The sequence below is a fragment of the Clostridium sp. DSM 17811 genome (assembly GCF_018861905.1).
GTDB classification, from domain to species: Bacteria; Bacillota; Clostridia; order Clostridiales; family Clostridiaceae; genus Clostridium_AD; species Clostridium_AD frigoriphilum.
The window spans coordinates 273,897-300,007 of sequence record NZ_JAHLDU010000003.1 but is presented as its reverse complement, the minus strand read 5'-3'; the positions used below and the strand labels follow the sequence as shown (position 1 = coordinate 300,007).

Below are 26,111 nucleotides of genomic sequence, written 5' to 3'. Positions count from 1 at the left end.
TCTTAGTGTAGGTTTTGTCGTAAATGTTGTCGGTACCCCTACACGAAATGTTTCTGTACTAAGTATTTACAAGTAAAACCTATTTTGTTTTTCATTAACTTAATAAAATCTTAATATATGCTTAAGAAAATCTTTATATTTGAAGTGTAGTATAGATACTACGAGGACGAAATATACGTACACGAAGTAATTTGATAGGCGGTTGAATAAATTTTAAGCACTAGTACCATTCAATAAAATACTAAAAATAAATCTCAAAGTAATCAATATATTATTAATATAAAATAAGGGGATGTATAGAAATGAAAAGAGTATTATTTATAAATGTGTTTGGTGAAGGACATATAAACCCAACTATAGGTCTAGTTAAAGAATTAATGAATAGAGGAAAAAAAGTTACGTATATTGCGGGTGAAGAGTTTAGAGAGAAAATAGAAAAGGCAGGAGCTACGTTTATAGGGCATAAAACTATGGAATTCCCTAAAACCTTCGGTCCCCCAAATGGTGAAGCACCATTTAAGATGCCAGAAAATGTCGAAGCACCGTTTAAAATGCTTGATACGTTAAAAGAAATGATTGAAGAAATAATTGAAGCTGCACTTAATTCCAGTGAACAATATGATTATATTATATACGATTCAATGTTTTTTATAGGTAACGAATTAGGTAGAATATTAAAAGTGCCTGCTATTTGTTCTGTTACTACTTTTGCAATGAATGAAAATACAAAAATTTTGGGTGAAGAAACCAAGGAGATGGGTTCTAAAATACAGGAATTTTCAAATAGTCCACTATACAAAGAGTTTTTTGCACATCTACAAGGAAAATATGGAATAAAATTACCTGATTTATCTACTATATTTAATGGATCTGGGATGATCAATATTGTTTATACTTCTAAGTATTTTCAAATTCATGGAGAACGTTTCGATGAGAGGTATAAATTCATTGGTCCATCAATAGCAGATAGAAATGAGGATATGGATTTTTCTTTAGAAAATAATAATAAAAAGAAACTTATTTATATATCTTTAGGTACTATATTTAATAATTCTATTAATTTTTATGAAAGCTGCTTTAAAGCTTTTGGTAATATGGATGCAAAGATTATTATGTCTGTAGGTAACAACACAGATATTAGTGCTTTTAAATCTATTCCATCAAATTTTATAGTTCGTAATTATGTACCTCAACTTAAGGTTTTAAAACAAGCAGATGTGTTTATTACCCATGGTGGTATGAATAGTACAAGTGAAGGGCTGTATTATGATGTTCCATTGGTTCTTATTCCTCAAACAATTGACCAACCTGCTGTGGCTAATAGAGTAGCGCAGCTTGGTGCAGGCATTGTTATTGATAAAGATAAAGTTACTCCTGAGATATTGAAGCAGTCAGTAGTTAAGATTCTTACTGGCGATAATTTTAAAATGAACAGTGAAAAAATCGGAAAATCACTCAGAGAAGCTGGAGGGTATAAAAAAGGTGTTGATGAAATACTTAATTTATGTGACATACATGAAGAAGTAGCTGCTGGTAATGAAAAATAAATTTTAATTGAAACAGGTAGAACTATTCGTAGTAAAATGTTTTCTAAAATTGAAGATTTTTCGCAAAGTGAGTTTGATAAGCTTGGTACAGCTACCCTTATAACAAGGACTACAAATGATGTCACTCAGGTTCAGACAGTAACCGTAATGGTTTTTTCAACTCTGCTTTTTGCTCCACTAACTGCGCTAGGCGGTATTATTATGGCTTTACAAGAAGAAAGTTCTTTAACTTGGATTTTTGCAGCGATAATCCCCATACTAGCAATTATTATTATTCTGATTCTTAAGGCCTCGTTACCACTATCTAAAAAAATGCAAATAAGAATAGATAAATTGAATCTAGTGCTTCGTGAATCTCTTATTGGTATTAGAGTAGTACGTGCATTTAAATGAAGTATTAGCAATGGAACCTGAAATTACAGATCCAGAGAATACAAAATTGGCTAATAAGAAAAGTGGTTATGTTGAGTTTAAAAACATAAGCTTTAGATATCCGGGTTCGGATCTACCTGCAATTAGCCACATAAACTTTAGCGTAAAACCTGGCGAAACAACAGCTATAATTGGTGGTACAGGTTCAGGTAAATCTACCCTTGTTAGAGAACCTGAAATATACATCTTTGATGATAGTTTTTCAGCTCTTGATTTTAAAACTGACGCAAGACTACGTGGGGCACTCAAAATAGAAACATCTAAAGCTACAGTACTTATTGTTGCTCAGAGGGTTGCAACTGTTATGGCTGCAGATAGAATAATAGTACTATAATGGAAAATATCTCCTATGGTAGAGCTGGAGCAACAGAGGAAGAAACTATGCAAGCTGCAAGAGCTGCTCATGCACATCACTTTATTAAGACTCTTCCAGATGGATATAATACAATATTAAATGAAGAAGCTTCTAATATATCACAAGGTCAAAAACAGCTTCTTACTATAGCTCGCGCAATACTTGCAAATCCAACTATAATGATATTAGATGAAGCTACAAGTAGTGTCGATTCTAGAACAGAAGTGTATATACAAAGGGCTATGACAGAACTTATGCAAAATAGAACAAGTTTTGTAATTGCACATAGACTTTCTACAATTAAAGATGCAGAGCTAATTTTAGTTATGGATAAAGGAAGTATTATTGAGATGGGGAGTCATAATGAACTTCTTGCTAAAAATGGTTTCTATGCAGACCTTTATAATAGTCAATTTGCTGGTGCAAATTTAGACAACGAGGTTATATAATAAAAATTTAATATTTACCTAAGATATTCTTAATATCTATAATGTAAACTAAAATTATGAAATATTTAAATTCATAATTACATACAAATGGGAGGCAATCATGAAAAAGAAAATTATTGTTGGCGTTATAATAGTAGCACTTGTAGGTATTATTGCGGGGATCCAAATTTCTGCAAAAAATAAAAAAGAGATAACAAACGTAAAAAGCACAAAGGTTGAAATGGGCGATGTAAAGATGTACTTATCCACCACTGCTACAATAGAGTCTAAAAATAAAAAAAATTATATAGCTTCATCAACAGCTAAGATTTCTAGTGTTAAGGTAAAGGTTGGAGATAAGGTTAAAAAGGGTGATACACTTTTAACTTATGATACATCTGACCTTAGTAACCAAGTATCTTCTGCTCAAATAGGTTATGAAAATGCTTTATCTCAAAAAAAAGATGCGGTAGATAAAAATAGTGATGCGGATGTTACGGCTGGCACTCAAGCCGGTGCTCAAACAAATGCTAGCACTAGTAGTGCTGCAAGCCAAAATTCGCTATCAGATGAAAAAATAAAACAGCTTAACTATGCTATTGAAACTGCAAAAATAACGCTTGATTCAGCAAAGACCAAGCTAGCACAAAATTCATCCATTATTTCAGATATCGATGGAGTAGCAACAGCAGTAAATGTCGTGAATGGTCAAACTGGAAGCCAGGATACGGCATTAGTTGTGCAGGATATATCAGACTTAAAGGCGGTTGTTAAAGTCGGGAAATATGATGCTGCTAAAGTAGCCCTTGGACAAGATGCGACAATTATGAATAATGGAAAGAGCTATAAAGCTAAAGTTTCAAAAATTTATCCAACTGCAACAGTTAATACAACAGCTACAGGTGGGGATACAAACTTAACTGTAGAACTTGATGTACTAGAAGTAGCACCGCAATTAAAAGTAAACTTTGACTCAGATGTTGATATACTGCTTAACCAAGCATTAGGTGTTGTGAAAGTTCCTGCACAGGCAATACTAACTAACAAAGATGGCACAACTTACTTGTTTGCTGTGCGAGGCGGAAAGGCAGTTAAACAAATCGTAAAATTAGGAGTGCAATCAGATGCATTTATGGAAATTGTTAGTGGAGTAAAGGTAGGGAACAGTGTAATATTAAATCCAGGAAGTACCGTTACAGATGGCATAATGGTTAAAGAATCAGTAGTGACAGGAGGAAAATAATGATAGAAGTAAAGGATATATTAAAAAGATATATAACTGGAGACATTGATTTTACTGCACTTAAATCAGTAAGTCTTGAAATTAAAAAGGGCGAATTTACTGCAATAATGGGACCTTCAGGTTCCGGAAAATCAACTTTTATGAATATTTTAGGATGCTTAGACAGAATGGATGGTGGAACATATTTTTTAAATGACCAGGATGTTTCAAATCTTAACGATAATCAACTGGCATTAATAAGAAATAAAGAGATAGGTTTTGTATTTCAATCATTTAATCTACTTCCCAGGATATCGGTACTTCAAAACGTAGAACTTCCAATGCTATATGCAGGAGTATCACCAAAAGAAAGGAAACTACGAGCACTTAGTGCACTTGAAAAAGTTGGTCTTAGCGAGAGAGTAAAACACAGGCCTAATGAAATATCAGGTGGACAAAAGCAAAGAGTTGCAATTGCAAGAGCGATGGTTAACAATCCAGCGGTTATTATGGCAGATGAACCAACAGGTAACTTAGATACAAATTCATCGATTGAAATAATGAAAATATTTCAAAAATTAAATGCACAAGGTGCGACCATTGTAATGGTTACACATGAAGATGATATAGCGAAATGCGCAAAAAGAATCATAAGATTCCTAGATGGAAAGATAGTTGATGATTACGTTGTTTCGGAAAGGACAATATTATAGATAACATTATCGCATATAAATCTTTTAACGACATTTCAGAAGGAAAGTCTCCTACTTCTACAAGTGGGAGTTTAAATCTCCTTCTGAAATCATTAATATTGTAGCACAGCAGGTGATGATTTAACGATAGAATGGAGGACAGTTATGAATATTTTAGAGAGTTTTAAAATGGCTATTGCAAGTATTTTATCAAATAAAATGAGATCTCTTCTCACGATGCTGGGAATTATAATAGGAATAAGCTCAGTAATTACTATTATTTCTCTTGGTAATGGAGGAAAAAGTTACATTGGAGACGAATTTAGTAAAATGGGAGCAAATACAGTTACACTAAATGCGGATGCATCAAAAGTAGAGCAGACAAGTGATTATTTTACACTTGATGATGTAAATCAAATAAAAAGTAGAGTTGATACAGTTAAGTACATTTCTCCAACAGTATCGCAAAAGGGAACAGCAAGAACCGATACTAAAACTAATACAGCAAGTATTACAGGAGTTAACGTAGATTACTCAATGATAAGCAATGTAGAGATTGTCTACGGGAGGTTTTTTAATGATAGAGAAGTTGAAGAAGGTAAGTCTGTTGTAGTAATAGATCAAACTTCGGCAAAAGCATTATTTGGAACTGATGCTGCTGTGGGTAAATCATTTAGATTAGGACCTGTAGCGACAAGTAAAAGTGTCACAGTTATTGGTGTTTCAAAAGCAAGCAGTATGTTTTCTGGCGGTGGTGAAGGTGGTCCACCTAGCAGAGGTGGAGATAGTACACCAACACTTGCAACAGTACCAGTAACGTTTTTCCAAACACTATATCCAATGGATTCAAACATTTCAACGCTTAGCATAACACCCACGTCTCAAACAACAGCGGTGCAAACTGGAGATGAGGTTTTGAAGATTGTTCAAGCAAGGCACGACAACAAGAATGTAAATCTCTATAAGGCTACCAATTCAGCAAGTATGCTTGAGTCAATTAATCAAGTATTGGGAATCTTTACAACATTCCTTAGTGCTGTCGCAGCTATTTCTCTTTTAGTTGGAGGAATTGGAGTTATGAATATAATGCTTGTATCTGTAACTGAGAGAACTAAAGAAATAGGTATTAGAAAAGGAATTGGTGCTACCACCAAGGATATATTATACCAATTTCTAACTGAGTCTGTTATCTTATCGCTTATTGGAGGCCTTGTAGGCATGGCGTTTGGTATATTATCAGCTGAAATAATAGGATCGTTTGCGGGCATTAATCCTAGTGTTTCAATACTTGTTATTATAGAAGTAATATTATTCTCGTCAGTAATTGGTATATTCTTTGGGATTTATCCAGCAAGGAAAGCTGCAAAATTAAATCCTATAGATGCACTCCGATATGAATAAACCTTAGGGAGGAATTTTTATGTCCATAAAATTTAGACTCAGGGTTTCCTATATGGCAATGCTTATACTACCAATTATTTTATCACTTATGGTAGTTCCCATTATTGCAAGTTTTTATGTTAAAAATATTGATAAGGCATATGACATAAAATATGATGGGCACCCATTGCAAAGTACTATGTTTAAAGGCAATCCATTTAAAGATTTGATTAACAAAAATTCGCTAATACTAATGGGCATAGAAAAATCAATAGAAATAAATCCTGATATTCTTGAAAATACTAATTATTTATCAAATCTTGATAATAAATTAAAATTGACACATAGTGGAATTGTAGTACGGAAAAATGGAAATATAGCCTATTCTAGTGATTTCATTAGTAAAACTGCAATTAAAGAGAGTCTTCCAAAATTCGGTTATAATTATGAAAATGAAATGACACATAATCTTATGCTAAATAATCTTATGTTCTCAAAGCAGCATGACTTTTATTTTAAAGATAAAAGTGCAGGGAGTATTTTCATAATTACAGATGCAGGGGCAATGATTACAATTGCTAAAAGCTTTTTATTTGTATATATTATCGTTGTCATTTTAATAATGATGCTAATTAATGGGATACTTACATATTGGGTTTCTAAAAGAATTGTAACTCCACTAATTGCATTAAAAAATGCCTCGACTAAAATAAAGGAAGGAAATCTTGATTTTGAAGTTAAATCTAGTGCAAATGATGAAATTGGTGAGCTATACAAGGAGTTTGAAGATATGAGGTGCAGGCTTAAGGAATCAGTTGTGTTGCAGCTTCAGTATGAGGATAACAGAAAAGAACTCATCTCAAATATTTCACATGACTTAAAGACTCCAGTAACTGCAATTAAAGGATATGTTGAGGGAATTAAAGATGGTGTAGCAGATACACCTGAGAAAATGGAAAAATATATTAATACTATCCATAAAAAAACAAGAGACATTGACAAAATGATAGATGAATTGTTTCTATTTTCGAAACTTGATTTAAATAAACTGACCTTCGGTTTTGAGGAAGTTGATGTAAAAAGTTATTTAAGTGACATAATTGATGAGCTCAAATTTGACTTAGAGGAGAGCAATAGTGAAATTTTTTTAATTGGTGAGGTTGAAGATAAAACAGCAATCGTTGCTGATCGTGAAAAACTTAGAAGAGTAATAATAAATATAGTTCAAAACTCTGTAAAATATATGGATAAGGAAAATGGAAAAATACAAATAATACTTAAAGAATTGGGTGGGAGCGTGCAATTTGAAATCAAAGACAATGGCCGGGGAATATCAAAGGCTGCACTACCATTTATATTTGATAGATTTTATAGAGCTGACCCATCAAGAAACTCTCGAACAGGTGGAAATGGTCTTGGACTTGCAATTGCAAAAAGTATAATTGAGGGACATGATGGGCAAATATGGGCTCAAAGCACTGTTGGACTTGGAACTAGTATATTTTTTATAATTAAAAAGTACAGTATAGAAAGGTCGAAGTTAATATGAAAAAAGTATTAATAATAGAAGATGAACTCAGCATAGCAGAACTTGAAAGGGATTACCTTGAGATAAATGATTTCTCGGTTGATATTGAAGTTGATGGAGAATTAGGGCTTAAAGCTGCACTTAGTAAGAACTATAACCTCATCATACTTGATCTTATGCTTCCCCAAATTGATGGTTTTGAAATTTGCAGACAAATAAGAAGCGTAAAAGATGTTCCTATACTGATGGTTTCTGCTAGGAAAGAAGACATTGATAAAATTAGAGGGCTAGGACTCGGAGCAGATGATTATATGACAAAACCATTCAGTCCTGGAGAACTTGTTGCAAGAGTAAAGGCCCATATCTCAAGGTACGAAAGGCTAAAGGGAGAAAATAAAAATCAAGATGAGATAATTGAGATAAGAGGGCTTACCATTCACCGTACTTCTAGGCGTGTATATGTTAATGGAGTTGAAGTTATACTTACGGCAAAAGAATTTGATATTTTAACAATTTTGGCTTTAAGCCCAAATAAAGTATTTTCAAAAGATGATATATTTGATAAGGTATGGGGTATGGATTCGTTTGGTGATGTTGGTACTGTTACGGTCCATATACGAAAATTGAGGGAAAAAATAGAATCTGACCCATCAAACCCTGAATATATTGAAACAATATGGGGCGTTGGTTATAGATTTGCACTGTAAATTCAAATAAACTTTTATTAATGAACGTATTATTGTTATTTCTGATGCCATGATTTCAACTAGCCCTCTAATCGAGGGTCTTTTACCTTCTAATTTCGCCAATTTTGAAGTACTATATAACTCATCTAGTATTTTTCGCAATCTTGTTTCAGATTTTAGGTAGTCAAAATTTTTGTGCCACAATCACCCATTACGTTACAATACGTATCCTATTGCAGTTCCCTTGTTCCCGTCACTTTAGCTTTGCATAACAGTTTTAGCTCTACCCATTAACCTGACTGCCACTTTCAATCAGTGTGATTTGTATATTGAAAGCCTTGGACCTTTCCGGTTTTCAGTTGAACTCCACCGAAGTATATGTAATTCAACGACAGAACTGAATTTAAAATTATGTTACATTAGCCCTACAAATTAAAATTTATCTATTTTTGAAATAGTATGATGGATATTCCGTCCCATCATGACCAATCAACTTATTTTCAGTAGGTAAAAAATCTAATTCCTTTAAAGCCTTTACTCTTTCACTTGCAGTAGGAAGTGCCTTTGTTGCTATCATATTACACTCAAACAATTGATAAGTTTTATCAATAATCAATTTTAAAATATCAATTATGTTGACTTTTGTTTCATAATCACTTCTCAAATCTAAACGAAGAAGTCCGCAATTATTAAAATAATCTTTAGAATCTCTATGAAATAACTCTATTGTTCCAATTGCAATATTATCTTTTTTATCTACAATAGACCATCTTACAAAACCTTTTCGGTCATACTGGAATTCCCAATAATCAAGAGCCTGCTTCATTCTTTCACGTGTATTATAGTAAAAATCATCTCCGCTACAATTATCGCTATTAAATAAGGGAACTGATTTTTTATCAGAATATACTTTTAATAAGCCATCACAGTCATCTATAGAAATAAATCTTAAATTGAATCGTTTATTTTCAAATTCGGGGCAACTTACATATACACTATCCATATTTATTCTCCTTTTCAATTTACTGTTTATCTGCTTATTCTGGTTTTTTAAATGATAATAATTGAAAGGCAATTCTTTAATTTGTCCATTATCTACTATATTAATGGTCTCTACATTTATTCACATATCACAGAATCACGATTAATGTAACATTTATGAAAGATGCGAACTAACCATGACTCTCAACCACAATAAATGGTACCATCATCTCCTGCTTGGTCATTCCTGCATGATTTGATAAGAACTGTTTTGATTTAGGACTGTATGCAATGCCTTGGTCCCCAATGGCAACTGCCAAGAAATCACCAATAAACTCCTCAAATTTTTTATGGGCTTGACCCTCTCCAAATAAATTCCCTTCTAAGACTTCCGCCTTGGAAAACAATAAAAAATCCTTGCCAAAGTCTTTGTAAAATTCCTCTTTAAACATTTCAACATGTGAGGAAACTTTATTGGTGCCAAAAGGTGACACACTGTAAGCTGTAGCATTACCAGTTTTATTGATAATATCATATATGCTTTTATAAGAAATTATTTTTCCAGCCACGTGATAATCAGCAGCTTTTTCATCACTAGCTCCCAGTGTGTTAATAAAAGCATTCACAATCTTATCTATTTCGCTAAAATATAAACTCCAACCAAGCCACCCATGTTCCTTAGGCGTCAATCCACTTTCAATAGAAGTTGTTGCCGCAGTTGTGGTGGGTGGAAACACTGTAGATATTTCTGACACAAAATGCCTCCTAAAAAAACTTCCTTTATCAAGATGGTTTTCTAAGGCGTCTACGCCTAGAGCATCTAATAACATGACCACAACATTTTTATAATTTTTCTTTAAATAGTTATCAAATATTGCTAAAGTTTCATGATGGTTCTCTGCTCCGTAATGTTTCAATACTGAGCAAGCCAAATTCACGATAGAATTATTATAGTCTAGATGTCTTATGTCCATAAAGTACCTCCAATCATCTTCTTCAGATTTTGCATTTTGTTCTGACTGATTTCTAATGTGCCATTTTATATAAATAAGCTTTATTATAAACAAGTATTCTCTTTCCCGTCATTTGTTGTTTACAAATCTAGCCTATACATCATTCACATTTTATATATATAATAAACAAAATGAACATGCCAAAATTTGTCCTTGACGAATAATACTGAAAATATATCTTCTAAAACTCCTATACTAAAAACCTCCAATTTTGTTATCTAATTACAAAAATCACACTTTTCTTATTTAAAATATCTCTAGCAAAATTTACAAACACATATTACTATTCTGAAAAGTGTGACTTAATTATTTGCAGTAATTACTATTTTTCTTAGTTTCTGAGCGTTCGTCTCTGAAATAGAATATCCTGATTCAGTATTATCTTTATACATATACATACCCTTAACACTATCTTTCCCTATCCACAAATATACAGTGTGCATACTTTTATTAAAACCATGTATCTCTAATATATACTCTGGTGATACTACATTTAAAATTCCTGGCATTTTTTTAGACTTTCTTATTATTGTTGAAATTTCTTTCAATTTATTTTTGTCATTAATAGATATAAGGGGAGTATTTTTTTCTTTATTAAAATTTTTAGCAGTATAAATATCAATTTTCTGATATGTATATGTGGTATTTACATAAAAATATATCAAAATACTAATGGTGATAATTATAAATATAGCAATAGCCCAAATAAACTTATCTTTCACTTTCCCATCTCCCTTTATTTTATTTACAATATTTAACTAACAATGTATATTAAACTATACCATAATTACTATAAATTGAGTATAGTTAATTTTTAAAGAATGGCCAATAGCAACAATGTGAATGTAACTCAATTGTGTTACATTCAGAATATAAATACGCGCTTAATAAAGTAAACCCATATCTAGTTATATAGGTTTACTTGTGTCGATATAAAAGAATATTATTCATTCAGTTCTGATGTCCAATCTTTAATACTATCGTTAATATCAAAAACTAATTTTTTATCTTTTAAATAAATTACATTTTCATCTGGATATGTAATAATATCATCTTTTTCACGAGTTCCTATATCAAGTATCTGCAATATTTCTAAACTATTATTTATAAACTGATGTGTGATATTTTTACCAGCAGGTTTCGAAATAACATCACCTTTCTTTATTAATATTTTTTCTCCGTCTATTCTCAATAGCCCTTTTCCACTTAATATGAGAAAGAATTCTTCCTGTACTGAATGTGAATGATACTTTGTACTTTCAGCACCAGGTTTTACATAGTCTATGTTCACATAAATTTTTTCACATCCAATGGCGTCGCCTATTAATATCGTTTTCAGTTTAGATTGAAAATCAGGATCATACATATATTCCTTGGGAATATTATCAATGTTAGATATGTTATTCATTACATTTCTCCCTTCAATACACTAATACGTAATAAAATGTTATTCAAAAACCCATTTCACCTTTGCCACAACAAGAACAAATTCTAGGTCACGAAAGTGTTGCAACTACTGAGATCTATACTCATATCGATGAACATCAATTACAATCTGCTGTGAACTCCACTCCTCTAGCTATGATGTTTAATTTATATTTATAGTTACAGTCTATTGACGGTAATTACGTTTTATAAATAATTGTAAGCAGAGTTGTAAAAACGAGCTAATTATTCCTTTGATCTAAATCTGTATACTCTCAATCAACTTACAACTGAACTGTTTGATAGATCGCATTTATGCAACAATTCTCACACATAATCTTCTCCTTTTGTATAATCAATATAGTGACTGGTCATCATTAATTAGTTACTTGTTGATGCCTTAAATTCTATGATTCAATTTTCGCATTTATCATTTTTATATAGTTTAATCAACTCATCTAAGGATATATATATACCAACCATCTTTAACAAATCTTTTCGCTCATTATATAGCTTTTCTAGCATTACTTCAAAACCTTGTCCTAAATGTATTTGCTTATGACAATTACCGCATAAAGAAACAATATTTTCTTCAACATCAAGAGAAACTTCAAAATTATTGTGGTAAGCAATTGGTACTAAATGATGAGGTTCAGTATAGTTTAAGCCTGAATTCCTTCTAGTAAATGTTAAATGAGTATTATCAAATTCACATTTATAATTTGCATGTCGTAAAGCATTTATTGATACCTTGTGACTTCGAGGATATAAATATTTATTTTGTACATAAATAGGTTCTTTCCTATTTTTAGATTTACCACTATATTCAAAGTGTTGGGTATCCGAAGAAATATCACTATCGCCGATATCTGAAACAAGGGCATCATCTGTATAACTATTATCTAAAAATATATTTAATTCCTCAATAGCTTTAATAAGCTCCTCTCTAATTGTCCACTCCCAAGTCTTTGGTTTTACATCTATCAGTTTGCTTTTCATCACCACAATAAATCTTGTTCCTACCGCTATACCGCCTACTCCCTTCACAACGAACCGTCCAAGCTCCTTTTGGACCCTTCCCGCTAAACCATTTATAATTCCATTAGCGCTCATACTGTGCTCATTATATTTTTTACCTATATAACCACAAGTAGCAGAATATCTAGGTTCTATATACCATTTTTTTATAGCTTCTTTGCTTTTATCATCAAAAACTGTAGGATTAGTTAATAATTGTTTCCATTCCTCAATAGTTATATCAATATCGCAACAATACTCATCATTAATAATTTCACATGTTTTTTCAATCATAATGACCCTCCCGATTTATAGATATAAAATATTATATATTAATTAAATATTTCGAATTAACAATTTTCTCATTGTATATGAGCAGAGTTTATTCTCGCCATTAAATATTCGTTTTCATATTTTCCATTTCTTATTACTGCAAGACGCTTAATCCCTTCCTTTTCAAATCCAAACTTCTCATACAAGTTTATAGCTCGCTTATTATCCTCAAAAACAGTCAATTCAATTCTAACAAGCATTAACCAGTTGTCAGCCACATCAATAAGTGCATTCATTAGGGCACTACCAACACCTTTATTTTGATAGGCTTTGTGAATCATTATGCCGATGCTACCGCTATGTCGTATGCGATGATTAGCATTTACAGTTAAGCCCGCAGTGCCTATAATCATTTCTTCACCATTTTGAAGCTTTGAAGCAGCAACAAACACATGTTGATTGACATCCATATTAACAATGAAATCTTCATTGCGTTTTATCCTCTCTGACGGAATACCTAAAATATTTTCAAATACACCCGGCATGCGTCTTAATTCATTGATACCTTTACCATCACCAACATTTATTGGTCTAATATAAAATTCCACTTTTATTCCTCCCCTCAAAATATATGAACCCATTATTTCGTCATATTATACAAGATGGACATATCCCCGTTAAACTTTCATTTTACACTTCCAATTATAGACATAACCTGTCCAGTTTATCTAATTTTTTCAGTAATTCTAACAGTTGATTGTGACCAACTTTATGAAAAGTCTTTCCTATGACCCTAACTATATTCGATTAAACTTTAATAAAGACAATAAAGCCTCAAGGGTTAGGATTCCCATCCATTCAATCTTAGCAATTTCCCATTCTTCTAAATATTTGTCCCACTGCCATGTAGGTAATATCTTACCATCTTCTTCAAGCCGATCTATTAAATAATCTAAATTTTGATCTATGAATTTACCCTCAATTCCAAAAAAGTTCTTAGAATCTAAGTTTATAAATTTTAATGGTGTCGGTACATAATTTATCCACTCAAATTGGTGTATGTTCACTAATTTAGAAACAGCTAAATTTAATGTATCTATAATTTGGCTAGAAACTTCTTCTTCTAGAGTATTATACATATGAATATAACTTATTATTTCATGTTCTGAGTTAAACTCTGTACGTTTATTTAAATTAGTTATAGCATAATTTATTAAAGAATAAATATCTAGGTTATTGAGGTATTTTTTGTACTTATAAACATACCCTATCAATTCTGCAGTAGGATTTCCCCATGAATAATCAATAACTGTCATATTTATATCATTTCTAAATTCCCACCAAGGTGCATGAGGATAGTTGTTAACAATACTTGGAACACTATACCAACCATTTCTATTACTATCAAAAGTCGTCTCAAGATATTCAACAGCCTTTGCAATCATATTTTGTGCCCTATCACTATTGTCTAACTTACTCAAATATCTTAAGCCAATCGATGTTGCCATTGGTGAGGACTTTATAAGTTTAAAATCGGGTTCTATACCCTTACCAAAACCTCCATCTGTGTTTTGAAATGCTTCTAATGAATCTAATATATCATAACCACTTGAATCATTAAAATAATAATTGAATATAGATTTTTCCAATGGTCTAGCGTCTGTATCCATATAGCTATTTAATTGTTCAAAAAGAGTTTTTGATAACTTTTTCATTTTTATTTCTCCTTTTTTGATTAGACTTATTTATCTTACATAAGTGATCTAATTATCTTCGATTTTCCCTATATTTATCAATTTAGCATTAAATTTTTTTGACTTCCCATTATAGACATTATGTAAAGTTAACAAATTACTTGTTTTATGATGCTTTCTTTACATAATTCAACAAACATTCATAATTTTCCTTTATATTTCGCAAAAAAACTAACCCTAGATTACTAAAATATTTTTTTCTAATTTACGTAGCTAATTATTGTTTTATACATAACCTTATAAGAGTAAATACTTATAATTACAAAAATATTAATAATTATCAATAAACGATAATTAACTGAGACATTGGAAAAGAGAGATAATAACTTCTATAAACCTACTTAATCTGTTGTAAAAGTGTATCATGCGGTTTTATATGTTTTATGATACACTTAGTCAAAAAAAGATGTCAATTATAACAACGGATCCTTTGATAACCCTTATAAAATAATAATTACATCATCTAATTTTATAATTACGCTATGAATGAAAAAATTTAGTAGCTTGTTTTATATATAAATCGGGATTACCTATACATAGTTCTCCGTGGTCAAGGCCTTTAAAAACCTTGATTTTAATATTCGGTACTATTGTTAAAATACATTTAGTATACTTTTTCGCAAGCAAAGCCTACTTGAAGCCATAACAATATGGTATATCTGTTTTAATATTAGCTATTGAATTTGAAAGTGAATATCTAAAAACAGCTATTTGAGGTTTCTACATTTTCCATGCTACAACATATCCATGTATAAGAATGATAGCTTTATTATTCTTATTTCCAAATTCTTTAAATACCATAATTCATCCCCCATCGTAATATGTTCATCAATTTTTTTAGTTTTAACAACAATAAACCATAAAATTTGTGACTTCGTTACTCGTTAAATGTTGAGAAATTAATAACACATAAGAACCACCCGATTATTGTAATATATAAACCATATTGGATATCGTTGTAAATTGTACTAATGTTATATATACTATTAACCATATGGAGAATTTAAAACACATCAATAAACGCGGTAAATAAAACTTAATTAAAATATAATTATAGAGTAGGTACTTTAGCAAATAAGCTATCTACTGCAAACTATGGAGGTGCAAAATTTGAACGAGAAAATACTTGTAGTAGATGATGAAAAAAGCATCTTAGATGTATTAGATTGTGCATTAAAAAGAGAGGGTTATTTAGTAGAAAAAGCTTATAATGGACAAGAAGCCCTTGATAAAGTAAAAAGCTTTAATCCACATATAATAATTCTGGATTTAATGCTACCTGTAATGAACGGATATGATGTTTGCAAAAAATTAGAAAAAGAAAATATAGGCATTATTATGCTTACAGCAAAAAATGATATTGTAGATAAATTAGTAGGCCTAGAACTAGGAGCAGATGATTATTTAACAAAACCTTTTGATCTAAGGGAAGTTATTGCAAGGGTAAAGTCTTTAGTAAGAAGGTTTAAAAAAGCAACAGATGAGAAACGTAATGATAATCTAATTAATATTAAAGATTTTAATATTAATAAAAAACAAAGAAGCGTAAGTGTAAAAAACCTAAAAATAGATTTTACACAAATGGAATTTGATTTATTATATTTGTTTCTTTTAAATCCAAATGTAGTCTATTCCAGGGATCGGCTTTTGGAGATAGTATGGGGCATGGAATATATTGGCGGTACACGAACAGTTGATACACATATTCAAAGAATAAGAAAAAAGTTGGGTTATACTTATGAAAAATTAATACAAACTGTTCATGGAGTAGGCTATAAAGGGGTTGATGAATTATTTGAAAATAGGGATTAAATTCAAACTTATAGCTTTTACAGCCTCACTCTTATTAGTTGTTATATCATTTTTGAGCATTTCTGTACTTAACGGAATAAAAAATTATCAACATAAGCAAGATCAAGCTACTCTGTTTAAGCAAAAGGATATGTTTGAGCAATATTTTAGTGAACGCTCTAACTTAGGTGAGAATGGAACTAGTAATAAGGCTCAACTTGCTAGAGGAAGCATATTTAACAAGCCTTGGCTTAGAACTATACCGGCTAGTGTATATGATACGAAAGGAGATCTGCTTTCAGGATTTAAGGTGGATGGTAAGTTAAATGAAAATAAAGATAAAAATCTTATGATTAAATATGCTATTCAAGGTAAAGTATCATTTATAAAAAATAATAATGTAATATATTTTTATTCACCAATTAAATATAAAAATGGTATAGTAGCAATTTTAGAACTTGAATATTCAGTTAAAGAGAGCAGTTTATTTTATGATAATACAAAAAAAATGTTTTATGGAACAGGTTTTCTAGCTTTGATATTTGGTGTAATTCTTGGCATTTTTTACTTTTCCAATCTCACCAGAGATATATATATAATGAAAGATTCAGTAGAAAATATTCGAAAAAGTGATTTTAATAAAATACAACTAGTCAATCGTAATGATGAATTAGGGGAGCTAAGCAGAGGTATAGTATTCATGAGTAATACTATAGAGAAAAATATTGAAGATCTTGAAGTTGAGAGAGATTCTTTGAGTCTGGCAATAGATAAATTACAAAAAATGGACAAGGAACAAAAGGAATTTATAGGCAACGTAACTCATGAGTTTAAGACTCCAATTACTATTATAAAAGCATATGCAGAATTAATTGGGATGTATGAAAATGACTTAAGTTTAATTAATGATGGAACCTTAAATATATCAAAAGAATGTGATCGTTTGGCAACTATGGTAGATAAGGTTTTAAATTTGTCTGCTTTAGAGAAATATGACTTTGAAACACAGAAAAAAGAAGTGAATTTAAAGGAAACATTTGATGAAATTTGCGCGCGAATCATGGGGAAAATAAATAAAAACAACTTAACTTTCAACTGTGATGTTGAAAATATTATTGTTACAATAGATGAAGAAAGCTTGAGAATTATTATTATTAATTTAATTGATAATGCTATAAAATATAATAGGCCTAATGGAAGTATAGATATAGAATGTCATAAAAATGGTAATAAAATAACTATAAAAGTTGCTGATACAGGGATAGGTATTTGTAAAAAAGATTTGTATAAAATTTTCGAACCATTTTATAGAGTTGAAAGTCATAGAAGTCGTGAAACAGGGGGTGCTGGGCTAGGCCTAGCTTTGGTGGAAAAGTTGGTTAAAAAGCAACAGGGCACTATAAATGTAGATTCTAAGCTAAATGAAGGCACTATTTTTTTTGTTGAATTTTCTATATAGAATTTACAAAATTGTGACATTTGTTTATAATTTTGTGAAAAGTTTTTGTTACTATAAGATTAGATAGATACAAGGAGGAAAATTCAATGGTTAGAAAAAAGATTTTATCCCTGATTTTAACGGTAGGAGTTGTAGGTGGCATGAGTGCATATGCTATAAACTATCATACTTCAGCTATACAGAACATAAAGGTAATGGCATACAAGCCGTCTGCTCAAACAAATGAAAATGGCTATCAAATCGACAAATATCAAAAAATTGAAAGTACGGCTTGGATTAATGACAATGAGGTTTTAACATTAACTAAAAAAGGAGAGTTTAAGAACCCGGATTCTACCATCCCTATAAGATACTGCAGCATCTATAATTTAAATACAAAAATTTCTAAAGACTTTAAAGATGTAAATATAGCTGAACTTATGGGTGTGTCTCCTGATAAAAAGTATGTTCTTTATTCAGAGGCAAGAACCATTCCTAAAATCGGAAGTGCTGAATGGAAAAAAACTCTCGATTCTGGGGACCTTCTTCATAAAAATGTAAAATTATTAAATTTATCTACAGGTGAGATTACAAATATAAATACAGAAAAACTTAATAGTGATGCACAATTTATATGGGTAAGCAACACTAAAATTTTAGCAAACTATTTTGACAAATGGGAAATCATTGATACAACTGGGAAAATATATGCAAATGGTAGCTATAATGCTGATAAATTCGATAGTGCCTGGATATCTGGGGTTGATGATATAAAAGATTTAGGAACTAGTGTAGAAGGTAAATTCTTTTATACTCAAGATAAGAATGGAAAAGAAGGGGTTAAATTATGCACTGTTGATGTTAGGACTAAAGACATAAAAACTATTTTTTCAAATAAGTACTCTCGAACGGCAGATAAAAAGGGTAAAACAATTATAATTGATCATTTTGATAATAACGGTGGACAATCATCTGATGGAGTATTTTTAAATAGAACTTTTGGAACAATTATTATGGATGAATCTGGCAAACAGCTACAAGACATAAAATTACCTAAAGGTAAATGTTATACTACCAGCGTATTATCACCAGATGGAAGTAAAGTTGCTTATGTAGAATTTGCTGATCAGATTGGCACTACCCAGGGCGTTACTCCTGACCCATCTATTAAAATCATAGATGTTAAGACAGGTGCTATAAAAGAAATAGTTAACTCTTCTACTTTAAAAGATAAAGGAGCAAAGATTGTTTATAATATATTTAAATCAATAGATAAGAATGGTAAGGAAGTAGAAAAGAAGGTGCCGGTAAGAGTGGACATTTCGAATATTTGTTGGGATAGTACAAGTTCCGCTTTCTCATTTACTTATGGAGATTCTCTTGCAGGTAATAGTCAAATAAATACTTATATTGTTAGTTTAGATAAATAGCTGTTTTTTTACTACTCATGAAGTGGGTGTATATTTTTATATTATACACCTTTAAGAAATTCCTTAATAAATTAATTGTAAAACACTACAAAAGTTTGGAGGCTTAAATGCTTAAAATATTGTTTTCAATGAATATTCTAATAATAACAATAGCATTATTTCTTTGGATTATCGGAATGAGGTCTTTTAAAAGGGATGGTTACAGTAAAAAAGGTATTAAATATATACTTCAAGGTACAAGTATTACAGGCATATGTCTCATTATAGGGTCCATACTTTTAGTGCCAATATTTTTTGCAGCATAAAATAATTGGTACGATCTTGACTTTCTTTAAGAAATTTTACCATGTTATTTTCTGTAGCTACATCATCATATAATTCTTATTGAAAAGACCTATAATCCTAAATATATAAAATACATTTAATTATACCATAATTATCATAGTTACTTTAATGTAAGTAATATTCCAATCATTGGCATATCTTTACGGGTTTGTGGCCGTATTATTAAATGCTTTTCCATATTAAATCATGTTCATATTGTTTATCTATTACAAGTTGGGAAATATCATTTCCCCAATTTGTAACTGTATTGAGTTGATATTTATTAAAATACTGGTTAAAATAACTTAACCCTTTTGATATCAGTATTTCAGACTGTTCTACAAATTTAATATTTTCATAATAGTGTAATGATGTTCCTTCTTCACTCAATACTTTTCTTGGTATTATTACATCTCCACCTTTAACTTTCTTAGAGAATCCACCACACATACATTTTAACTTAATAAATTTATCATTAATTAAAGTCATTTGATACTTACCTTGGTAAGAAGAATCCATAAAATATGCTTTTGGATACTCTTTTGTTATTTTAAAACCCAACATCCCTCTTACTTCAAGGTACAATACAATTTCAGCATATCTCTTATTCTTTTCCCCTACTTTGCCATATGTGCAAGCACCATCCCTTATATTATTTTATAAATTTTTATGTTGTTTCACCATAATAACAATTTGTGGTTAATAAATATAAAATCTTATCTCATTATGCAATGCATATAATTTTCATCTTCACCCCCAATACGTTTATCTATTCAGCATCAAAATCAATAAAGTACTTTCTCTCTGGTGTATTTATCGTGAGGGTTGCTAAATTAATATTATCCTCTAAAATATCCACTCTGTATTCGAACATGATATCATCATTTTGCCTCTTCATGAATAAATAACTTCCTTCTTCTTGATCCTCGGCCTCATCACTTATTTCAGCGTAGATTTCTTCTCCACTGACTTCTCCAGGATATCCCGACTTTCTTATCTTTTCATCTATTGCTTTAAAAAACTGTTCCATTTTTTCGCTCTCCTTCTTTTTTTAATACCTATTTCTCTTCAAATCAAGTATATACTATGCTTCTAAATAACAGCCTTAACTCAAAAAAATTATAACATAAACCAATGACACTTTTAATGCCATTGGCTTATTTCTTAAGAATATAAGCACGAATGGTAATAGGAGCAATCTTAGAGATATACCTTACTATCACTTATATATTAAAAAGTTTCTTTAAGTATGGTATTTCAAACCTCCCTATGCTCCAAAGTTTTGATTTTCACTCCTCTAGGTAGAGCTCTCATAACCACCTTTTCCCATGGGGTTCCTATTACTTGATCCATGACAGCTATTGCTCCACGGTCATCCTTTTTTCTAATTAATCTGCCACAACCTTGTTTTAACTTCAATCCCATCTCAGGGTAATCAACGGTTATAAGTGGATTCATCCCCTCTTCTTCTGCATCTTTGCGCCTCATTTCAATCAAAGGGTCTAGTGAAGGAAAGGGAAGCTGCCAAACTACAACGAGAGATAAAGACTCCCCGGGCACATCAATTCCCTCCCAAAATGTAGAACCTACTAATACAGATGTAACTTCCGCACGGAACTTTTGGACAAGATATCCTCGCTCACCTTTATCCTCCCATAAAACTTCAAAAGGTAGCTCATAACCACTAATTTCTTTTCTTATTTTCCTAACTTCCTTCAAAGAGTTAACAAGTATCAGCGCTCTTCCTCCATTTTCTTTCAGCAAACATAGTAATTGTTTGATTTTACGTGAAAACTTGGCACTGTCAGTATCCTCAAAGGATGGCGGCTGTAAATAAACCACCACCTGCTTTTCAATATTAAAGGGACTTCCAACCGTTGATATTGTCGGATTCTTTAAACCCAGAGTCCTCATAAGGTAACCAAAATCGCCCTCATCACTTAAAGTTCCTGAAGTAAACACCACAGGCAATTTTTTCAAAAATAAATGTTTATTTAGCATATTGCTCAAATTCCGAGGAACTACCCAAAAGCTGCCGTCTGCCCTATCTATCCAAATAATAACCTCTCTCCCTTTGTTCCTACCAAACCTGGCTAAGGCTGTAATTGATAGTTCTATTTGAATTTCAAAGGTATGTAACGTGCTTTCCGGTAGCTCGTTTATGTATAGCTCTTCCTCAATTTGTATCTCTAAGAGCAACCGATCTAGTGCCTTATGAAAAGTATCAGCTGCTTTCAGAAGTATATCATCGATACGAACCGCCAGACGCTCTGATTGCTCATCATCTATTACGTTTTGATTAAGTTTTTCAAAAAAGTTAGAAGTGGCCTGGCCCAAGGCAATTACACTTACAACCATTGAAGTTCTTGCTCCCTGGATTTCCTCTATCGAAAGGATAATATTATCAATATCCTCTTTGTGAATTTTTCTTCCAGCACCCATGGCTGCAGGCAGTATGACTTTATGGCCTTCATCAAAAATCACCAGCGAGTAATCTGGAAGGATAGGCATTTTACCGTCTGCAATTCTTTCATCCCTTGTCCACAGGTCCTGAAAAAAGATACTATGATCAGCGATAATTAAATCCTTGGAAGATCTGTAATGTTCCCTTACCTTAACAAGCTTACAAAAGCCTCTTCTGGTACAGGCATCACAGGGCATAGTCTCATCCCATCCAATCTGTCTCCATACACTATCGGATATGTGCGGCATTTCTGAGCGTTCACCTTTTGTAGTCCTGGCTAACCATTGATTAATCTCATCAGAGGCTGTTGCATCACCAAATACTCCCCCCATTCCACTAACTCTCTCATCACAAACATACTGACGAGGATCCTTTGCCATTGGCGCATCTATTTCTAATCCCAGTATTCGGGAAAGTGTTTGAATATCTCCCTTTGGCCCTGCCAGCTGTTCCTGAAGTGCTGTTGAGGCACATGCAATTACTACAGGCTTTCCACTAAAATCAGCGTAGGCAATTGCAGTGAGTAAATAGGCGAAGGTCTTTCCGGTACCTACCTCAGCCTCAGCCAGATGAACTTTTTTATTACAAACTGCATCGGCAAGCTGAAACGCAGTATATATTTGTTCATCACGTATCTCATATCCGTGTTCCGGAAGAATATCGTAAAAAACATCGCCAATCCAATCCATCAACTTACTTGGAAACTCTTTTTTTGTTTTATAATCAAAGGGGTGCCCTATTTTCTTATACAAAATTTTATCCTCCTGTTATAGCCTATGGAATACCATAGAAAATATTATGTGAAAATTTACTTTCAGTTATGTACATGCACATAGTTTTTCTTTATACACTAAACATAACCACCCTTACATTCTAAACTTTTTCAATAAGTATTATAACATTAACAATGTAAAAAAAAATTACATCTTTTAATAATTTAATTTATATTACACAAAATCCAGTCAATTTCCTAGGATTTCATAAACAAGAAGTAGAGTACTTACTACTAATACTCTGCGATAATAGAAATGCGCATTGAATACACAATCAGATAAAATCACATAAAAAATAACTTCCAGGTAGAAGTTAATCCATTGAATCTAAAGATGATGCAATTTCAGTAATAGTTTTAGTATACAATCTTTTTGCAACACCCCAGCAAATTGTAATAAGTCCTGAACAATCAACACCAACACAATATTTGCTAACACCATTATCTCTAGAATAATGCATTATTTATCTCTAGAATAATGCATTATTTATATCTAGAAATAATGACCTCATCACTACAAGCGCAGTTCAAAATATTGTAAAGAATTATGTTATCTCTTCTGGGCTTAACCCAAAATCCATATCAACCCACAAACTTCGCCACACGGCAGTTACTCTTATGTATAAATATGGTAGAGTAGATATCAGATCCCTGCAACAAATACTTGGACATGAAAGTATTCCTACAACTGAAATATATACCCATATCGATGAGCATCAATTACAATCTGCAGTAAACTCAAATCCATTAGCTATGATGTTTAATTAGCTTTATTTCCAACCACGAGATTATTCCAGTTATAAGAATAATGGGTAGTTAAGAACTACCTTTAATAGCTCAGTCTAATCCTCAACGCCTTAAACCCCAATAATTATAGATTACTATAAGGTAAATTTACTTCTTCAATCCTTTTTATAAATTCAATTCTCCATTCATTATAAACTCTTATTAACTCACTCATGTTATTCTCATTTAATTTTAATGGTTCTATATTTAAATTATATTGTCTGTTCAATTTTTCTTTGCACACATGGGATATATATCCTAAGAGTAAATATATATATTTATTCTCATAGTTACACCTAACAAAATATTTCACAATACTATTCAAATTAAAAAATGGCGCCTTTGTTATATACTCACCAAAACTAAATATAAATAGGTTCTTTCCGTAATCATCTAGCTCACTAGTGCATGTTTCAGCCTTCCAGATCATTTGAGCTAAGCTTAATAAAACTTTTGGAACACATACAGGCGGACATTCCGAAATTTTTTCATCTAAAAATTTATATTCATTTTCTTCTGGCAAAAGTTTTAAACCAGTTTCTAATATTAGCTTTCCTTCTCTTTTATGTGGATCATCTTGTTTTCTTCTTGCAAATATACTCGTATTAAAGTCCAATAATTTTATGTCATCATTATCTGTAATCATAATATTTTTTGTATGTAAATCTCCGTGATAAATTTTCTTATCATGTACTAATTCCATTTCTTCACAGATCAAACATGTTATTTTATACCTATCATCAATACCCTTACCCTCACTCAACCACTCTTTAAGTGTTTTCCCATCCACTAATTCAAATACAGCATAAAAATAGTTTTCATCAATGTAATTAGCATCATATAATTGTACTATTCTAGAACTGTTTAATTTTGATACTTTTTTTATTTCCTCCAAAAACCGTGTTTTGTCTGGATATTTACAATTTTTTCTGGGTAACCAAATTTTAATGGCAACTTCTCTATCGGTTAAGGTGTCTATTCCTTTTAATACAACTCCACTTGCTCCATTTCCGAGTATCTTGATGAATTTATACTTTAATAAATATATTTCTTTATTAGAAATATATAGTTTCCCTTCTTTGAACTCATATAGCCTATCTTCACCTAACATAATTTCTACGCCTACCTATCTTCAATCAATAAATTTTATAACGTGCCTGTTTCATATCATACATACTTGTCCAAAAATTAACATTAATATTTTTATTCCCGATATTATGTTTTGTAACAATTCAATTGTATCCCATTTATTTTCAACTCATTAGTGACCACAAATAAACCTCTTATAAATTACATATTTTTTATAAGAAATAGCTCATATAGCTGTCACACACATTTCTATTGAATACATTCCTTAAAAAAAACAATATTTAAATGTATTATGATTATTAATTTTTCTGATATGCATTAGGCCCTACACACAAACTATAAAAAATCAGTATAAGTTAGATATATGGAACTGAGGCAATCTTGAATAAGTTTGTTGCCTTTACTTTAATCATCCATTATAAATTGCAAATTCTTATTATGTCTTTTATTAAAGCCCTATCCTAATAATGAAACCATATCGTCCTCATAGTCACAATAATCATTCCAACCTATTAAATTAAAGATATCTTTAGCCATATTAATATTGGATAGTGAGGCAAATTGTAAATTATTAAAGCAACTAACCACTGCAGGGCTAAATTTTGACTCTTCATAATGGATTGATTGGTTACGAGCTTGCCAAATAATATTTTTTAGACTTTCATTCTTAATAATCCTTCCATCTGGACACCCGCTTAGGCCTCTATATACTACACTAATCCCTTGTTTAGCTATTTGTAATAGAGCCCCCGATAAAGCCCTTATTGATCCATCCTTTATATTTATTGACCTTTCTAATATCTTAATTTCTTCTATTATTGGCTGCAATATTTCCAAATAATATTTTGATTGCATATAAAATGATTGCATCATTTGACCCTCTGTAAAGTTTTCATCAGGGTCTAACTCCTTCCTAATAAAATCTCTATATAGTAAATCATGTTGTGATTTCTTTTCCTTATATTTTGATTTAAGGTTTCTCATTTCATTTTCTTCAAAAATTATAATTTTTATCAACTCACTTGTAGCGAATTGCGTATCTAATAAATATTGATTCATGTTTATCCCTCCAGATTCCGGATACACTCTTCTTGCACTAATATAATCTGTCCCATAATATTGGTATTCACTACATTAATGAATTGATTGTTCATTTCCAACCTTTTATTGTGGACATATTGTGGACATATTCTGTACAATTTGAGACTTACTTAGTTTATCAATTATAAGAATAATGGGAAGCTGGTTCTCTCTCCATTTGATGTCCACTAACCAATCATTTTA

24 protein-coding genes and 3 pseudogenes are annotated in these 26,111 nt (G+C 31.3%); 14 read left to right on the top strand and 13 right to left on the bottom strand.

Translation table 11 applies throughout. The annotated features are described in order from the left end of the window. Positions 1 to 302: 302 nt before the first annotated feature. From KPL44_RS06815 to KPL44_RS06780, 8 genes and pseudogenes are all read left to right on the top strand, one after another. The gene (locus KPL44_RS06815) at positions 303 to 1,547 is read left to right on the top strand and encodes a macrolide family glycosyltransferase (RefSeq protein ID WP_216248128.1); all 1,245 of its coding nucleotides are present in this window, start codon (positions 303 to 305) and stop codon (positions 1,545 to 1,547) included. Positions 1,548 to 1,562: 15 nt separating this feature from the next. Further along, a pseudogene (locus tag KPL44_RS06810) lies at positions 1,563 to 2,310 on the top strand (ABC transporter transmembrane domain-containing protein); the annotation flags it as partial. A gap of 2 nt (positions 2,311 to 2,312) precedes the next feature. After that, positions 2,313 to 2,783, top strand: coding sequence for an ATP-binding cassette domain-containing protein (locus KPL44_RS06805; protein WP_407935009.1), 471 nt, complete (start codon positions 2,313 to 2,315; stop codon positions 2,781 to 2,783). 100 nt (positions 2,784 to 2,883) lie between these two features. After that, entirely contained in the window at positions 2,884 to 4,005 is a 1,122-nt protein-coding gene (locus tag KPL44_RS06800) for an efflux RND transporter periplasmic adaptor subunit (protein ID WP_216248127.1), read from the top strand. After that, positions 4,005 to 4,697, top strand: a complete 693-nt coding sequence (locus KPL44_RS06795) for an ABC transporter ATP-binding protein (RefSeq protein ID WP_216248126.1) — start codon at positions 4,005 to 4,007, stop codon at positions 4,695 to 4,697. Before KPL44_RS06800 ends, KPL44_RS06795 begins: the two co-directional genes overlap by 1 nt. Before the next feature lie 144 nt (positions 4,698 to 4,841). Beyond that, complete coding sequence (locus tag KPL44_RS06790; RefSeq protein ID WP_216248125.1) at positions 4,842 to 6,077, top strand: ABC transporter permease; 1,236 nt, start codon at positions 4,842 to 4,844, stop codon at positions 6,075 to 6,077. Positions 6,078 to 6,096: 19 nt separating this feature from the next. Further along, positions 6,097 to 7,605, top strand: a complete 1,509-nt coding sequence (locus tag KPL44_RS06785) for a sensor histidine kinase (protein ID WP_216248124.1) — start codon at positions 6,097 to 6,099, stop codon at positions 7,603 to 7,605. Continuing rightward, positions 7,602 to 8,291 (top strand): response regulator transcription factor, encoded by a 690-nt coding sequence (locus KPL44_RS06780; protein WP_216248123.1) that lies wholly within the window; start codon positions 7,602 to 7,604, stop codon positions 8,289 to 8,291. Before KPL44_RS06785 ends, KPL44_RS06780 begins: the two co-directional genes overlap by 4 nt. 418 nt (positions 8,292 to 8,709) lie before the next feature. Here the strand turns inward: KPL44_RS06780 and KPL44_RS06775 are convergent, their stop codons facing one another. From KPL44_RS06775 to KPL44_RS06760, 4 genes are all read right to left on the bottom strand, one after another. After that, positions 8,710 to 9,273 carry a GNAT family N-acetyltransferase gene (locus tag KPL44_RS06775; protein ID WP_216248122.1) on the bottom strand — a complete coding sequence of 188 codons (564 nt, stop codon included), beginning with the start codon at positions 9,271 to 9,273 and terminating at the stop codon, positions 8,710 to 8,712. Between the two features lie 169 nt (positions 9,274 to 9,442). Further along, positions 9,443 to 10,225, bottom strand: coding sequence for an alkaline phosphatase family protein (locus tag KPL44_RS06770; RefSeq protein WP_216248121.1), 783 nt, complete (start codon positions 10,223 to 10,225; stop codon positions 9,443 to 9,445). A gap of 341 nt (positions 10,226 to 10,566) precedes the next feature. Then, the gene (locus tag KPL44_RS06765; RefSeq protein ID WP_216248120.1) at positions 10,567 to 10,986 is read right to left on the bottom strand and encodes a hypothetical protein; all 420 of its coding nucleotides are present in this window, start codon (positions 10,984 to 10,986) and stop codon (positions 10,567 to 10,569) included. Between the two features lie 221 nt (positions 10,987 to 11,207). Further along, on the bottom strand, positions 11,208 to 11,672 hold the full coding sequence (locus tag KPL44_RS06760) for a cupin domain-containing protein (RefSeq protein WP_216248119.1): 465 nt from the start codon (positions 11,670 to 11,672) through the stop codon (positions 11,208 to 11,210). A gap of 74 nt (positions 11,673 to 11,746) precedes the next feature. Between KPL44_RS06760 and KPL44_RS25210 the strand changes: the two are divergent. Further along, positions 11,747 to 11,869, top strand: a pseudogene (locus KPL44_RS25210) (tyrosine recombinase XerC); the annotation flags it as partial. Between the two features lie 234 nt (positions 11,870 to 12,103). On the opposite strand, the gene KPL44_RS06755 reads toward KPL44_RS25210, so the two are convergent. The 3 genes from KPL44_RS06755 to KPL44_RS06745 all read right to left on the bottom strand — a co-directional run bounded on the left by KPL44_RS06755 (position 12,104) and on the right by KPL44_RS06745 (position 14,694). Continuing rightward, the gene (locus KPL44_RS06755) at positions 12,104 to 13,000 is read right to left on the bottom strand and encodes an HNH endonuclease (RefSeq protein WP_216248118.1); all 897 of its coding nucleotides are present in this window, start codon (positions 12,998 to 13,000) and stop codon (positions 12,104 to 12,106) included. Positions 13,001 to 13,068: 68 nt separating this feature from the next. After that, complete coding sequence (locus KPL44_RS06750; protein WP_216248151.1) at positions 13,069 to 13,587, bottom strand: GNAT family N-acetyltransferase; 519 nt, start codon at positions 13,585 to 13,587, stop codon at positions 13,069 to 13,071. Between the two features lie 189 nt (positions 13,588 to 13,776). Next, entirely contained in the window at positions 13,777 to 14,694 is a 918-nt protein-coding gene (locus tag KPL44_RS06745; protein ID WP_216248117.1) for a hypothetical protein, read from the bottom strand. A gap of 1,149 nt (positions 14,695 to 15,843) precedes the next feature. On the opposite strand from KPL44_RS06745, the gene KPL44_RS06740 reads away from it, so the two are divergent. From KPL44_RS06740 to KPL44_RS06725, 4 genes are all read left to right on the top strand, one after another. Beyond that, complete coding sequence (locus tag KPL44_RS06740) at positions 15,844 to 16,545, top strand: response regulator transcription factor (RefSeq protein WP_216248116.1); 702 nt, start codon at positions 15,844 to 15,846, stop codon at positions 16,543 to 16,545. Then, the gene (locus tag KPL44_RS06735; RefSeq protein ID WP_407935008.1) at positions 16,520 to 17,983 is read left to right on the top strand and encodes a sensor histidine kinase; all 1,464 of its coding nucleotides are present in this window, start codon (positions 16,520 to 16,522) and stop codon (positions 17,981 to 17,983) included. The genes KPL44_RS06740 and KPL44_RS06735 overlap by 26 nt, the downstream gene beginning before the upstream one ends. Positions 17,984 to 18,069: 86 nt before the next feature. Further along, complete coding sequence (locus tag KPL44_RS06730) at positions 18,070 to 19,392, top strand: hypothetical protein (protein ID WP_216248114.1); 1,323 nt, start codon at positions 18,070 to 18,072, stop codon at positions 19,390 to 19,392. Positions 19,393 to 19,499: 107 nt separating this feature from the next. Continuing rightward, on the top strand, positions 19,500 to 19,697 hold the full coding sequence (locus KPL44_RS06725) for a hypothetical protein (protein ID WP_216103549.1): 198 nt from the start codon (positions 19,500 to 19,502) through the stop codon (positions 19,695 to 19,697). Positions 19,698 to 19,899: 202 nt separating this feature from the next. On the opposite strand, the gene KPL44_RS06720 is transcribed toward KPL44_RS06725, so the two are convergent. The 4 genes from KPL44_RS06720 to KPL44_RS06705 all read right to left on the bottom strand — a co-directional run bounded on the left by KPL44_RS06720 (position 19,900) and on the right by KPL44_RS06705 (position 23,413). Beyond that, on the bottom strand, positions 19,900 to 20,280 hold the full coding sequence (locus KPL44_RS06720; protein WP_216248113.1) for a hypothetical protein: 381 nt from the start codon (positions 20,278 to 20,280) through the stop codon (positions 19,900 to 19,902). 205 nt (positions 20,281 to 20,485) lie between these two features. Beyond that, on the bottom strand, positions 20,486 to 20,746 hold the full coding sequence (locus tag KPL44_RS06715) for a hypothetical protein (protein WP_216248112.1): 261 nt from the start codon (positions 20,744 to 20,746) through the stop codon (positions 20,486 to 20,488). Positions 20,747 to 20,973: 227 nt separating this feature from the next. Next, on the bottom strand, positions 20,974 to 22,932 hold the full coding sequence (locus KPL44_RS06710) for an ATP-dependent DNA helicase (RefSeq protein ID WP_253201643.1): 1,959 nt from the start codon (positions 22,930 to 22,932) through the stop codon (positions 20,974 to 20,976). A 334-nt stretch (positions 22,933 to 23,266) separates the two neighbouring features. Then, the gene (locus tag KPL44_RS06705; protein WP_216248111.1) at positions 23,267 to 23,413 is read right to left on the bottom strand and encodes a hypothetical protein; all 147 of its coding nucleotides are present in this window, start codon (positions 23,411 to 23,413) and stop codon (positions 23,267 to 23,269) included. A 16-nt stretch (positions 23,414 to 23,429) separates the two neighbouring features. Here KPL44_RS06705 and KPL44_RS06700 point away from each other — a divergent pair. Further along, a pseudogene (locus KPL44_RS06700) lies at positions 23,430 to 23,720 on the top strand (tyrosine-type recombinase/integrase); the annotation flags it as partial. 103 nt (positions 23,721 to 23,823) lie between these two features. On the opposite strand, the gene KPL44_RS06695 reads toward KPL44_RS06700, so the two are convergent. Together KPL44_RS06695 and KPL44_RS06690 are read right to left on the bottom strand one after the other, a co-directional pair. Further along, positions 23,824 to 24,849 (bottom strand): protein kinase domain-containing protein, encoded by a 1,026-nt coding sequence (locus KPL44_RS06695; RefSeq protein WP_216248110.1) that lies wholly within the window; start codon positions 24,847 to 24,849, stop codon positions 23,824 to 23,826. Between the two features lie 434 nt (positions 24,850 to 25,283). After that, positions 25,284 to 25,886, bottom strand: coding sequence for a hypothetical protein (locus KPL44_RS06690; protein WP_216248109.1), 603 nt, complete (start codon positions 25,884 to 25,886; stop codon positions 25,284 to 25,286). Positions 25,887 to 26,111: the final 225 nt, after the last annotated feature.

Coding starts and splice junctions, on each gene's coding strand:
- KPL44_RS06815 (WP_216248128.1), top strand. CDS start 303: ATGAAAAGAGTATTATTTATAAATGTGTTTGGTGAAGGACATATAAAC.
- KPL44_RS06805 (WP_407935009.1), top strand. CDS start 2,313: ATGGAAAATATCTCCTATGGTAGAGCTGGAGCAACAGAGGAAGAAACT.
- KPL44_RS06800 (WP_216248127.1), top strand. CDS start 2,884: ATGAAAAAGAAAATTATTGTTGGCGTTATAATAGTAGCACTTGTAGGT.
- KPL44_RS06795 (WP_216248126.1), top strand. CDS start 4,005: ATGATAGAAGTAAAGGATATATTAAAAAGATATATAACTGGAGACATT.
- KPL44_RS06790 (WP_216248125.1), top strand. CDS start 4,842: ATGAATATTTTAGAGAGTTTTAAAATGGCTATTGCAAGTATTTTATCA.
- KPL44_RS06785 (WP_216248124.1), top strand. CDS start 6,097: ATGTCCATAAAATTTAGACTCAGGGTTTCCTATATGGCAATGCTTATA.
- KPL44_RS06780 (WP_216248123.1), top strand. CDS start 7,602: ATGAAAAAAGTATTAATAATAGAAGATGAACTCAGCATAGCAGAACTT.
- KPL44_RS06775 (WP_216248122.1), bottom strand. CDS start 9,273: ATGGATAGTGTATATGTAAGTTGCCCCGAATTTGAAAATAAACGATTC.
- KPL44_RS06770 (WP_216248121.1), bottom strand. CDS start 10,225: ATGGACATAAGACATCTAGACTATAATAATTCTATCGTGAATTTGGCT.
- KPL44_RS06760 (WP_216248119.1), bottom strand. CDS start 11,672: ATGAATAACATATCTAACATTGATAATATTCCCAAGGAATATATGTAT.
- KPL44_RS06755 (WP_216248118.1), bottom strand. CDS start 13,000: ATGATTGAAAAAACATGTGAAATTATTAATGATGAGTATTGTTGCGAT.
- KPL44_RS06745 (WP_216248117.1), bottom strand. CDS start 14,694: ATGAAAAAGTTATCAAAAACTCTTTTTGAACAATTAAATAGCTATATG.
- KPL44_RS06735 (WP_407935008.1), top strand. CDS start 16,520: ATGAATTATTTGAAAATAGGGATTAAATTCAAACTTATAGCTTTTACA.
- KPL44_RS06730 (WP_216248114.1), top strand. CDS start 18,070: ATGGTTAGAAAAAAGATTTTATCCCTGATTTTAACGGTAGGAGTTGTA.
- KPL44_RS06725 (WP_216103549.1), top strand. CDS start 19,500: ATGCTTAAAATATTGTTTTCAATGAATATTCTAATAATAACAATAGCA.
- KPL44_RS06720 (WP_216248113.1), bottom strand. CDS start 20,280: ATGTTGGGTTTTAAAATAACAAAAGAGTATCCAAAAGCATATTTTATG.
- KPL44_RS06715 (WP_216248112.1), bottom strand. CDS start 20,746: ATGGAACAGTTTTTTAAAGCAATAGATGAAAAGATAAGAAAGTCGGGA.
- KPL44_RS06705 (WP_216248111.1), bottom strand. CDS start 23,413: ATGCATTATTCTAGAGATAATGGTGTTAGCAAATATTGTGTTGGTGTT.
- KPL44_RS06695 (WP_216248110.1), bottom strand. CDS start 24,849: ATGTTAGGTGAAGATAGGCTATATGAGTTCAAAGAAGGGAAACTATAT.
- KPL44_RS06690 (WP_216248109.1), bottom strand. CDS start 25,886: ATGAATCAATATTTATTAGATACGCAATTCGCTACAAGTGAGTTGATA.